This window comes from Acetobacter lambici, assembly GCF_011516885.1.
In the GTDB taxonomy this organism is placed as follows: Bacteria; Pseudomonadota; Alphaproteobacteria; order Acetobacterales; family Acetobacteraceae; genus Acetobacter; species Acetobacter lambici.
Map to the genome: position 1 here is coordinate 46,246 of NZ_WOTD01000003.1, position 12,429 is coordinate 58,674.

Below are 12,429 nucleotides of genomic sequence, written 5' to 3' on the forward strand. Positions count from 1 at the left end.
CATCGGCTTTGACAAGCCGCAGCACTCATAACTCCCGACCAAAATCACCAACGCCCAATATCAGCGAGGGAGGCAGCAACATGCAAGTAACCTTATGACTGTACAATCGGCCTTGATGGCTTTCCCTGACGCCAGACGGGGCACGGCTGGCACCATGCGCTCTCAATTACCGTCTTATGCTGTTTTAGCATAGAGCATTCATCTACCATGCCCCAACGCAGTCTGCCCCATCCACCCAAAACACGGGCGAACGGGGCAGACTTTATGGGTTTTGGCACACCCGAACGCATATAGTGCTGTTCCATGACGCATCCGCCACGGCAAAACGTTTTACGGGTGGTCGGGCGGTGTGGGCTTGGGAGCTTCCTGCGGAGCGGCGGCAGGCACCGGAGCTGGCACAGGATGTGGCTGACGCATGGCGCCAACCTGCTCCGCGTTGACCTGATGATCCCCACTACCAAACCTGATGGTCAGGTAATTAACCAGTTTGGCAATTTCGGCATCACTCAGGCGTTGTACGTCGGAGTGGCTACCAAAGGATGGCATGCTGACATGACCGGAAGGTGTGGAGCGGTTCACCCCTTCCAGAATGGTCATGATCAGATTATCCACCCGCCCTGACCCTACAACAGAGTTCGTGTAAAGCGAGGGCACATACTGATCCGCAGTACCTGCGCCACTGCTGCCATGGCAAGCGGCACAGTTTGCATCATACAGTTCCGCACCACCCATTTCGTACAGATCATCAACCCGGTGGACGATTCCCGACCTTATGTCCGGCTCCTGCATTGCCTTGCCAAAGCTGTCCCGCGCTTGATGTTCCATCTCATCATCATGTGCGGGTACCTGTTTAATAAAGGCCGCCAGAGCGTGCAGGTCCTCATCACTCAGGTGGCTTGTGCTGTGCTCAACCGCTTCCCCCATGGGGCCTGCCGCCTGACTGCGCCCTTTGGCATGGCCTGTTTTAAGGTAGGTCACCAGATCATCCTCGCTCCAGTCCCCTATCCCGCCTGTATTGCTGGGCGTGATATTGGGTGCGAACCAGCCATTCAACTGGCTCCCCGCAAGGTACTGGTCCTGCTGCTCCACCAGCATGAAGTTGCGAGGCGTATGGCAGGTGCCGCAATGCTCAAGTGCTGTCGCCAGATAATGACCACGGCGGAGCTTGTCATAGGTTGAGGAATCCCCGGTTTCGGGCTTTTCGCTCTCTGCCAGCATGTTCCACGCCATCATGGACATACGGATATTACCCGGGAACCCGATCTCTGTTTCCGGCGGTTTTTCCGCCACCGGCTGCACACCATGCATAAACCACGTGTACAGCGCCTTGACGTCCTGATCCGTCAGCCCGGCATAGGATACATAGGGCATAACGGGGTAAAGATAAGCTCCATCCTTGCGCAGGCCACGGCGCAGGGCTTTTTCAAAATCATCCAGCGTGTAAGCACCGATCCCATTTTGTGGGTCGAGTGTTATGTTGGTGGAAATAACGGCCCCTTTGGGGGTGGCAATTTCCAGCCCTCCGGCAAATAGCTTGCCGCCGGGGCGTGTATGGCAGGCTACACAATCCCCCGCTGTGGCAAGGTACGCACCGCGGGCCATAAGGGCTTGCTCGTCATCCGCCGCATGGGACGGAGCCGCATGCAGTCCCCCCAGCACAGCACTCCCGAACAGAACGGACCAGAAAATATGTTTGAAATCAGCCATGGAGCAGTTCTTTTTTCAACGTATCGGCAACACGCAGCGCAATGGCGGCCACGGTCAGGGTAATATTCCCCGTTCCCACGGTCGAAAAGACAGATGAACTGGCAATAAACAGGTTCTCATGGTCATGCGTACGGCAATGCCCGTCCACCACGGAGTCCTTGGGGTCTACCCCCATGATGGTGCTGCCCGAGGGATGATCCTGTGGGAAGTAACCCGGTGTCCATTCCTCGTCCGTGCCGTGCATCAGATGGATTAACTGCTTGAACACACTGCGCGTATGGTCACAACTGCGCACGGTATATTGCGGCAGTTTATAATAGACCTGCGGGTGCGGAATACCCAGCGCGTCTTTTTCCGTCTTGCTCAGGGTCAAGCGATTTTCAGGGTCTGGCAGGGCTTCGTTGTGGCTGAACAGGCGCACTGTGTGCGATGCCAGATAACGGATCTGCTCTTCCAGTTCCCGGCCGACATAGCCTTTGGAAATGGCAAGCTGGGTTGCAAAGTCGACCTGATTGTCATCCACCATGTGCACAAGGTAGGCACCACGCTCGTTGCGCCAGTCCCCATCACGGAAGTTGTCGATCACGTTGGTTTCCAGCGGTCCACGCCCCGGCCAGAGCGCTTTGTCCCCGCTGATAAACGTAACCTGCACCCCGGTATGGTCCATCATGTTCCGGCCGACATGGCCTGAACTGTTGGCAACCCCATCGGGACTCTGCTCATCAGCGGACAGGAGCATCAGCTTGGCGGTCTCAATACAATGCGCCGCGATTACAAAGTATTTGCCTGTTACGCGGTGTAACCCACGCTCCATGCGTCAGAAATGAAGCGGACGCCCGCAGCCCGAACGTTGCAAATGTAATCCCTGCATCAGCAGTCCCGCCACGCAGCGCGGCCACCCCGCCATGTTCCCGAAAAGAACCGGTATGCTGGTTAAGGTACGCCATGTTGCCGAACGGTTCCAGCACACTGCGCCCCACATGGAGCCGATACCCCAGCTCACCAAACCCCTGCGCGGTGCCGCCGTCATACTGACTGGACAAGGTATTGCCAAACCCCGCAAACGCCACCTTGCGTGAAAGGGAAAGCAGGTTCCACGTGTAACCTGCCCCCACATGCAGGGTCCATCCACCCCAGTGTGCCCCTACATACCCCCCCAGTGATATGTTGTTGCTCTGGCCGGAGGAACTCCGCCCTCCGCCATCCACCATGGAACGGCCATAGCTGACCAACCCACCAGCACGCCACAGACCGCGCTCCCCCAACGACGTATCCACCCCCATTATAAAGCCAGAGGTGGAATGACTCAGACTGGCGGCGTTGCCATCGCCACTATTATGACCAAATCCACCATAGGCCTCGCTCCACATCACGGTCTGCGCGCGAGTACATCCCTCACTTTGCAGAACATGACCCTGATGGACCGACGCCGCGCGCAGACCACTCTGTGCCCACCCGTTATCGCACCACGCGCCTGCCAAGCGGTCAGATACGGCCTGCCGCATGTACTGGGCATCCTGCAAAAGAACCGTGCGTATGGATGCATGAATTTCGCCCGACAAAGTATCCAGCGCCGCATCAACCGCGCGCACACCCCCCAGTTGCACCACCGCACGCACAACAGAACTGGTCAGTGCCACCCCCTGCAATCCATTCCCCGCAGCCTGCTGGTTACGTGTGCGCGCCACGGCGGAAAAGGGCACAGTATTGCGCAGCAATTGCAAATTAACTGTATCTGCTGTGTACAACAGGGTTGGCGTTAAAAATGGATAGATATTCGCCTGAGCAGCATCCACCCCATCATACTGCCCACTCACACCCATGGCTGCGGATAACAAAGTATATTGCTCGCCGTAATGCAGGTTTTGCACACCCGGCAGTTGCACGGTGCCACCAGACAAGGTGGCAGCCCCCGTCACCCGGAGCGCTGGCTGAGTGGTGGACAGGTTATTGAGCTGCAAGGTGGAACCCTGCGCCATGGCCAGATCCCCTGTTATGGTCAACGAACCACCATGGCTGGCTGTTCCGGGCGACAGGGTTGCACCGGAATAAACGGTGGTTGTGCCCACACTCCCCTCCCCGGCCAGTGTTGCACCATTGATTACACTAACTGCACTGGCCACTCCACCATCAACCTCCAGCGCGCCAGACTGCACCTCCGTCGCCCCGGCATAGGTATTAACCCCCGAGAGAATAAGCGTGCCCTGCCCCGCCTTGGCCAGCCCCCCCGTCGCCCGCCAGTGTACCTGACAGCACTGCTGTTCTGCCATTTGTATCCAACGTGGACTGCACACCGCCTGTCAGTTGCATATCCATTGCCGTGTTCAGACCAGAATTGATAAGTTTGATGGCTCCACCAGACAAAACCAGATTTGATTGTCCACCCACCCCCTCCTGATCCAGAAGAGCGCTGGCCGTTTGACCGTTTTCCACCTTGTCGCCCAGTTCCAGCGTACCGCCGGATTGTAAAATCAGACTGCCGGTACCATCCGTCCCATCTCCTCCAAAAGAGATCTGCCCGTCCACAACCAGCCTTCCGCCATTGCTGATTTGCGTTGTACCGCTCCCTCCATCGCCCCCCGAACCACCATTCACGTAGTAATCCTGCACCACGTGCAAAAGAGAGTCCGGGCCATCAACCGTTACGGCGCCCTCTCCATTGCCGTACAGGCCCACAGCCACCGTTCCGACCTGAACATGCCCACCATCCGTTACACTCAGTCCGCCGTAGGTTGTCTGTCCCGTATTGTAAAACGGACTACCTGCATTGCCATTATCCCCAGTTCCCACCACCAGAATACTGTCTGGGGACGTGACAATCCGTGATCCCGCACCGGAAACATTGATAAGACCATCTCCCCCACTCCAGCCTGCCTGTATAACAGTGTGGTTCAGCAGCACGCTCCCCCCATCCTGAATGGAAAGAGTGCTGGTCCCCGCTATTTTGTACCCAACAAAAACCTGTCTTTGGGATACAAGCGTGGCGCCAGTTCCCACCACCTGAAGTGTCGCCCCTCCATCCACACAGACAGGAGAGACAAAATACTGGCTGGAACAGTTGCTGGCACCAGAAAAACTTTCCGAACCGTTAACAGTGTACGTGTTATTGCTCCCGACCAGATACAAACCCGCCTCCGCACAGGCGATCTGCCGGGTTGCCACGTTCAACACAACCACAATGAAAACCGGCCCGAACACGATGGCCGCACGTGTCATTACGCGGGTAAACAGGACTGCGTTTGTCCTGTTTACCCGCGTAAAAAAGCCTGCATGATCAAAAGCCATGCGCCTGTATTCCTTATCAGATTAGATGAAATTCTCCGTGAATCTAGATTTATGCTAAACACATCCGGAGATATATTGAGCGTTAAAAAAACGCTTATTGCTGTTTATCGAATGTTTTTGTTTCTGTATTAATTGATTATAAATACTGTTGTTTGAATTTTATTGACTTAATTATTTTTGTTCTTAAATTACAAACTGAATTTACGCTTATTCCCAGCCTCAAACCACAACATTAAACCACCACTCCCTCCCACACGAAAATACTCTGGCCCTTGGCTACAACCCACACCCATCTGGAAATGCAGCCATGCAACAGAAAGCCTTTCCACCTCGAACACTCTGACTGCATCAGAAAACGGAACCACCAGAAAGGACTCTCCCCCTGCTACATCATCTGGATACGCTGCTTCAGCATTACGGTTACGGCATCGTGACCCTGCTTGTCCTGATGGAGAGCATGGGCCTGCCCGTTCCGGCCGAAACCTGCATCATCACCGCATCACTTTACTGCCTCAAAACCCACCATCTGGCCATTCAGGGGGTTGCTCTGGCTGCCATTGCCGGGGCGATTATCGGGGATAATTTTGGTTATCTGATCGGGCGGCATTTCGGGCTACCACTCCTGCAAAAACATGGGAGGAAGGTCGGCCTGACCCCGGAACGGCTTGTTCTTGGCCAGTATCTGTTTCGCCACCATGGGAGCGCCATTGTTTTTTTGGGGCGGTTTGTCTCTGTCCTGCGCGTCTTTGTGGCCCTGCTGGCTGGGGCATGCAACATGCACTGGAAGCGCTTCATGCTTTTTAACGCGCTGGGCGGCACGTGCTGGGCTGGCGGATATACGATGGGCACCTACCTGCTGGGACGCAAAATATCCGAAGTTTCCGGCCCAACAGGTATAGCCATAGGTGTGTTGACCGTTATTGGTCTGCTTGGCTCGGGTCTCTTCTTACGTAAAAACGAAAAACATCTGACACAACTCGCGCTTGCTGAAGAAAAAACTCTGGCCTCTCCCACTTAAAACATAGCCGCACCGGCCGGGTGATCCTGCCGTTACCCCCAGATGAGTGAGGTGGTTGACGATATTGTGAAACGGTTCCGTTTCGTTTATTTGTAAGCCTGACTCCAACCTCGTCATCACGATAGCAAGGCTTTACCGGCATGGGGGTAACACACTATGGGCAAGATCATTGGCAGAACATTCCACTGCTGTTCGTGCGGTAACCAGCAACGTGCTGCACGTTAACCCCCTGCACCACCCGCAACATTCTGGCGCCCTTTGCCCAAGCTCTCCGCACATTCTGATGGCGGAAGCCTTTTCCGCGCTGGAACGAATCTGGACTGATCTTAAAAAACCCGCAAAAAGCGTTGTGTTCCGGCAAGGTGAAAGTGCCGATTTTATTTACTTCATCCAATCTGGAGCACTCAGGCTGGACTACCAGCTTGAGGATGGCCGCAATCTGGTGCTCGACTTTTTGTGGCCAGACAGGTTTTTCGGCATTGTGGAAAACGAGGTTTACGCCTGGTCAGCCATTGCACTTGTGGACGTTCATCTCAAACGCCTGCGCCGTAGCGCCGTACAGGCCCTTACACAGGACTATCCGGGTGTCATGGACCTGCTGCTCAAGCAGAAAACGGCCTCCCTTATGGCGGCCAAAAACCATATTATTCTTATGTCCTGCCCAACAGCGACAAGCAAACTGATCGGTTTTTTACTGGATTACAGCAAACGGCCCGAATATTTTGACCGCACCACACAGGTGCTGACACTGGTGATGAGCCGCAAGGACATTGCCGATTATCTGGGTATGACTTTTGAAACAACCAGCAGAATTTTCAAATATCTGGAAACCAGAAACTATATAAAAAAAATCAACCACCGGCAGATACAGCTTAACACCCACATGCTGCTGGAGGCATAAGATACGCAAATATAAACTCTTGGCCATCTTTGCCGTCAGGCGGGCCACTCATTCCATCTGGCCCCTATTTTTATGCGGAATTCTGGTTTTCTCTTATTTGCCGTTTTTATCAATACAGTGAAGTCTCTCAGTTTTTCAGAGATTTTTAGCAGGCATAGCCATCCTGCGCCCCTGCGGGGCCGCCAGAATTCAACTCTCACTGGCAACAATCAGCACAAGCCCTAACCGGGATTGATGCCTGTATGGATGGGTCGCCAAATTGGCATATCTACCCCGGGGCAATTCCCGTTAAATCACTGCTTCGTTACCGGTTGGACGTTCAAAACACAGTCGTCTCAGACCGGCCACACGAGGATCGGTCAGGGTGAAAAAACAGTCTTTTCCACATAATCGCAAGCAGGAGCTTTGGTACTTTGGACTGTCCTGCGCCATAGGCTGCATGACGTGCCTCCCCCGGTCCGCACAGGCGGACAGTAGTGCTGAGATCGCGCAACTCCGCAGTATGGTGCTGCAACTTCAGGCACAGGTCAAAGACCTGCAAAAAAGCCAGAAAGTAACCCATGCCGCCCTGCGCCATCTGCCCGGTGGGGAACAGAACCACACAGGCCAATATGCTCCCGGCCTGCGGTCGGCTGGCGCGGCAAAAACACATGCCGCATCCCTGCCACCCATGACCAACCCAGGGGCCGGGGAACTGGCAGGTCCGGTCCGCATAAATGACCAGCCAGTCGAGCCATTTTCCGCCGACCCCACGCCGACCACCGTAGCGCAAGAACCGCAGAGCGTTAAAAGTATCAACCTGTCTTCTTCCAGCCCGACGGCACTGACCCAGACGGAAGTGGACAGTCTGCCCCCTATTTTTAAAATTGGTTCAGTCTCGGTCAAACTTGGTGGATTTGTGGATATGTCCAATATCTACCGTGACAAAAACCTGACCGCAGGCCCCGCCACCCCTTGGGGCGCATTCCCCTATTCCGGCAACCCCAATGCCCACGCCTCCGAATACCGCCCTACCGCCCAGTTAAGCCGCTTCAGCCTGCTGATAGAGGGCAAGCCGGCAAGAGGTGTGACCGTTGAAGCCTATGTGGAAAGCGATTTTGGGGGCTCTGGCAGCAATTCCAACGCAGTGCAGACCAACAGCTACGTGCCCAGAATGCGGCAGGCTTATCTGGCGGCGGATGACCGGGACCTCGGTCTGCACTTTCTGGCTGGTCAGGCATGGAGCCTGACCACGGGCTACACCAACACCCTGCTGCGCAGGCATGAGCAGCTCCCCCCGGTTGTGGACAGCAACCTTATTCCCGGTGTTACCTTCACCCGTGTTCCGCAGGTGCGCTTTATCAAGGACTTCCACCGCAAATGGTGGCTTGGCCTGTCGGTTGAAACCCCACAGGCAACCCTTGGGTTTGATGATTCCACACTGGATTCGGGGGGGAACCTTCCCCCAGCCATGGGCCAGACCTCTGGCCCACACGTGATCTATAACAGCACAGGCACAGGCATGCTGGACCCCGAAGCCCATTACAGCCTTGATGCCGCGCCGGATATTGTTCTCAAAACTGCGGTTGATACCTCTGTTGGCCATTACGAACTGTACGGTCTGGCACGGTGGTTCCGTACCATTGTTGTCAATGGTGGCGGCAGTGGTGGGCTTGGTGGTCAGGCCCACTCACGCGTGGCATTTGGCGGGGGCGTTGGCGGCTCCATGGCCGTACCACTCCTGTCTGGAAAAATGCAGCTTGTGGGCGATGTACTGGCTGGCAAAGGGATCGGCCGGTATGGTCCCAGCCAGTTGCCTGACATGACTTTACGCAGCACTGGTGCTCCCGCCCCCCTGCGCGAGATTATTGGCTCCGTTGGCCTGATCGGTCACCCAACAGACAATCTGCTGCTTTACACCTATGGCGGTGTGGAAGCCGCGCACCGCGCGGTTTATGAGGGCGCGGATGGCAGCTATTATGGCTACGGCTCCCCCAACGCCAAACTTTCAGGCTGTTCTCTTATGTTGGGGGTTTGCAATGCCCAGACCCAATCGCTCATATCCTACACAATGGGCGGATGGTGGCACCTTTTGGACGGCCACTACGGCAGCGTTATGGCAGGCCTGCAATACACCTACGTGCGCAAGTTTGCCTTCCGCGGAGTTACGGATTCCGGAACGTCCACCCGCCCGACCGTAAACGGCAACACAGTTTTTGTGACCTTCCGGTACTACCCTTTCCAGAACTGAGGGGCTGATATCTGAGCCAGCCCCCCCTACCCGACCAGTCGCTTCGTGCCCTCATGAACATGAACCCGACGGACCAAAAGAAAAACCGCAAAGACGAGGCAACCAGCCCCGACCTTGCGGTCATATCCGCTCACATATCCGGCCCCGGACTTAATCCAGCCGCACGGGGGGGCGAATAAAGGTTTCAATTTTGTCCGCAAAAATGGAAGCCAGACCACGCAGCCATCCGTACAGTTCAACCTGATGTTTTCTGTAAAGCATCATGTGACCAATACGGGCGGAAAGCCCCCGCATAAAGCCGCCACCCAACACGCGCCCACCTGGCAGGGCGGCCCAACCATTATAATTGCCCAAAGCAACAATGGCCCCCTTGTTATGGAAAATACATGAAGGCACCACCGTGCCATGTTCAATCCATGCGGGCAGATGTTTGGCAAGATGAATAGCCTGCTGCCGGGCAACCTGCGCGGTGGCAGGCAACGGGTCGTCTACAATAAAGGAGCAGTCCCCCATTGCAAAAATCCGGTCGTCATCCACAGAGCTCAGGTTGGATTTAACCTGAATCTGGCCCGAACGGTTGAGCGAGAGCCCACCATAAGCACGGGTTACTTCCGGTGCACGAACCCCAGCCGCCCACACCCGCAGCGTTGCAGGCACATGCGTGCCATCTTTGAGAATAAAGCCGGTCTCGTCCGCTCCTGCCACTCTGGCGGATGTGCGCACCGTAACCCCAATACGCTCCAGTTCCTGCTGTGCGGCGGCTGATACGGATTCGGGAAAAGCAGGTAGAATACGAACACCAGACTGGAGCAGCGTAATGCTTAGCTTGGGTGGCTCCTTGCCAAAGGCGTGCAGGCTGACCGGGTCCACAATTTCGAGCGATTTGTGCAGTTCCGCAGCAAGCTGTGTGCCCGTGGCACCCCCGCCAACAATGGCAATATCGAGCTTGGACGTGTTAGCAAAAGCCTTGAGCAGTTCCATACGAAACTTCTCGTTAAAAGAATTGGCTTCCACCAGATTATCAATAAACAGGCAGTTTTCCTTAACACCGGGCGTGCCAAAATCGTTCGCACAACTGCCCACCGCCAGCACAATGGCATCATAGGTCAGCGTCCGGCTTTCCAGCACGGGGGTCCCATCGGATGCATGGAAGGGGCTTAGGGTGACCTCCCGTTTCTCCCGGTCCAAGGATACGACCTCACCCGGCCAGAATTCAAAATGATTGCCGCTGGCCTGAGACATAAAACTGATGCGGTCATTCTCGTTCATGACCGTGCCTGCCGCAAAACAATGCAACATGGGCTTCCATACATGGCAGAAGCTCTTATCCACCAGAGTAATGCGGGCCTTCCCCTGCCTGCCCAGAGTTTTGCCCAGACGCGTTGCAAGAGCCAGCCCGGCCACACCACCGCCAACAATAAGAATTTCAGACCTGGACGACATCGGTTTTACAAACCTCTTTAAAAAAACGCAGAATGGAAGAGAAGACACACAGACGCAGCGGGTTTTCCGCTTGGAAAACACAGTAGAATTATTTTGATCTGGGAGTTTTTTACCGATATTTTTTAGAAAAATATCAAGTATAGGTCGTATGTTTTTTGAATCCCCGGTGGAATTTAACTTCCACCGGGGGGGGTATGCGTTAGAACGGTGCGTCAATATCAACCGTGTTGATCAGCTTGTGATTGATAAATTCCTTAATCCCAAGCCCGATCAGTTCACGCCCGTAACCGGAGCGAGCAATGCCCCCAAACGGCAGATCCGCTTTTGGTACCAGCGGGTGGTTGATAAACACCATGCCAGTGCGGATCCGTGCCGCCACACGCGCCCCGCGCGCCTCATCACGCGTAAAGACCGAGCCACCCAGACCATAAGGCGAATCATTGGCAATACGCACGGCGTCGTTTTCGTCTTTTGCGCGGTAAAGCTGTGTAACAGGACCAAAAAACTCCCAATGACGGGCTTCGTTATTCTCATCCAGACCTGTCATGAGCAGCGGCTGGAAAAACGCACCTTTGCCCGGAACAGCCGCGCCAATCACTTCCACCTTCGCACCGTGGCTCATGGCCCGTGTCACCTGATCGTGCAGATCATCTTTGGCTGCCTGCGAAGAGAGCGGTGCCAGCGTGGTGGAAGGGTCCATCGGGTCGCCTGCCTTAAGTTCGGCAACACCCTTTTTGTACAGTTCCAGAAAACGATCATACACCGCGTCTGCTACAATCAGGCGTTTAGCGGACACGCAAACCTGACCAGCATTCCAATGGCGGCCAAGCACTGCCCATTTTACGGCTTTTTCCACATCGGCATCGTCCAGAACAATAAAGGCGTCTGCCCCGCCAAGTTCCATGGTCGCTTTTTTAAGCGCCTTACCAGCCGTGCCAGCAATAATAACCCCAGCACCTTCGGACCCCGTCAGGGCCACACCGCATACGCGGGGGTCATTCAAAATCATGGCCGTATGGGGGCGGGCAGCATACAGGTTGCGGAACAGACCTTTGGGCAGGCCAGCTTCTTCCATCAGGGCCTGACAGGCGGCGGCACACTGCGGCAGGTTGGACGCATGCTTGAGTAGCACGGCATTCCCCGCGGAAAGCTGCGGCGCAATAATGCGGACAACCTGATAGAATGGGAAGTTCCAAGGTTCAATTGCCAGCACAATGCCCAGCGGTTCATGCACCAGAATTGCTTTGCCTTCCGACGGGTCGGCAACGGGCAGGGCTTCAGGCTTGAGCAGTTCTTCGGCGAACTTGGCGTAATATTCAAAAATTTCGGCTGAAAGAATGACTTCCTTTTTGGATTCTTCGAACAGCTTACCCATTTCCAGCGTGCCAAGCAGGGCGTATTTATCCACATCCCGGCGCAAAATGGCAGCAGCCGCGTTCATGATCCGCGCACGTTCGGCAAAGGATGTTTCGCGCCAGCTTTCATAAGCTGCGTGGGCCTGCGTCAGGGCAAGCTGAACTTCCGCATCGGTTGCATCGGGGAACGTGGCTAGAACTTCGCCCGTATAGGGGTTTGTTGTCGCGTAGGCCATTTTTTCCTCACAAGTATTAAAGGTATCCAAGGCAGACATATAGACAGCCTGCCCTGCATCCCGTTGCCAGACCAAACTGACATACGGGAGGACTGTAAAGTAGACCGGTCGACTTATATGCTCGCAAATAAGAAGGAGACATCCCGCCGCCGCTTCCATTTGCCTGCAACTCGCAACAAGAGTGCACGACCATAACTCTGCACAACAAACATGCCCGCCAAAACCGGACCCTGTTGGTCTGTGCTGTTCATGTT

The 12,429-nt window shown here is 55.2% G+C and carries 8 protein-coding genes and 1 pseudogene; 3 read left to right on the top strand and 6 right to left on the bottom strand.

All coding sequences use genetic code 11. The features are described from left to right. Positions 1-330: 330 nt before the first annotated feature. The 4 genes and pseudogenes from GOB86_RS03030 to GOB86_RS03045 form a co-directional block, all read right to left on the bottom strand. Positions 331-1,707, bottom strand: a complete 1,377-nt coding sequence (locus GOB86_RS03030; protein WP_165990907.1) for a cytochrome c — start codon at positions 1,705-1,707, stop codon at positions 331-333. Next, positions 1,700-2,518, bottom strand: a pseudogene (locus GOB86_RS03035) (GMC oxidoreductase); the annotation flags it as partial. The pseudogene GOB86_RS03035 and the gene GOB86_RS03030, both read right to left, overlap by 8 nt. Then, positions 2,460-3,977, bottom strand: coding sequence for an autotransporter family protein (locus GOB86_RS03040; protein WP_165990908.1), 1,518 nt, complete (start codon positions 3,975-3,977; stop codon positions 2,460-2,462). The gene GOB86_RS03040 and the pseudogene GOB86_RS03035, both read right to left, overlap by 59 nt. Then, positions 3,886-4,992 carry a hypothetical protein gene (locus GOB86_RS03045; RefSeq protein ID WP_165990909.1) on the bottom strand — a complete coding sequence of 369 codons (1,107 nt, stop codon included), beginning with the start codon at positions 4,990-4,992 and terminating at the stop codon, positions 3,886-3,888. Before GOB86_RS03045 ends, GOB86_RS03040 begins: the two co-directional genes overlap by 92 nt. Before the next feature lie 430 nt (positions 4,993-5,422). Between GOB86_RS03045 and GOB86_RS03050 the strand changes: the two genes are divergently transcribed. The 3 genes from GOB86_RS03050 to GOB86_RS03060 all read left to right on the top strand — a co-directional run bounded on the left by GOB86_RS03050 (position 5,423) and on the right by GOB86_RS03060 (position 9,141). Continuing rightward, positions 5,423-6,010, top strand: a complete 588-nt coding sequence (locus GOB86_RS03050; protein ID WP_253543751.1) for a DedA family protein — start codon at positions 5,423-5,425, stop codon at positions 6,008-6,010. A 169-nt stretch (positions 6,011-6,179) separates the two neighbouring features. Then, a complete protein-coding gene (locus GOB86_RS03055; protein WP_165990910.1) occupies positions 6,180-6,911 on the top strand; it encodes a Crp/Fnr family transcriptional regulator in 732 nt (243 codons plus the stop codon). A 364-nt stretch (positions 6,912-7,275) separates the two neighbouring features. After that, positions 7,276-9,141, top strand: coding sequence for a hypothetical protein (locus GOB86_RS03060; protein WP_253543753.1), 1,866 nt, complete (start codon positions 7,276-7,278; stop codon positions 9,139-9,141). 150 nt (positions 9,142-9,291) lie between these two features. Here GOB86_RS03060 and GOB86_RS03065 read toward each other — a convergent pair whose 3' ends face one another. Both GOB86_RS03065 and GOB86_RS03070 read right to left on the bottom strand, forming a co-directional pair. After that, positions 9,292-10,584 carry an NAD(P)/FAD-dependent oxidoreductase gene (locus GOB86_RS03065; protein WP_165990911.1) on the bottom strand — a complete coding sequence of 431 codons (1,293 nt, stop codon included), beginning with the start codon at positions 10,582-10,584 and terminating at the stop codon, positions 9,292-9,294. Positions 10,585-10,783: 199 nt separating this feature from the next. Beyond that, positions 10,784-12,175 (bottom strand): NAD-dependent succinate-semialdehyde dehydrogenase, encoded by a 1,392-nt coding sequence (locus tag GOB86_RS03070; protein WP_165990912.1) that lies wholly within the window; start codon positions 12,173-12,175, stop codon positions 10,784-10,786. Between the last annotated feature and the right edge of the window lie 254 nt (positions 12,176-12,429).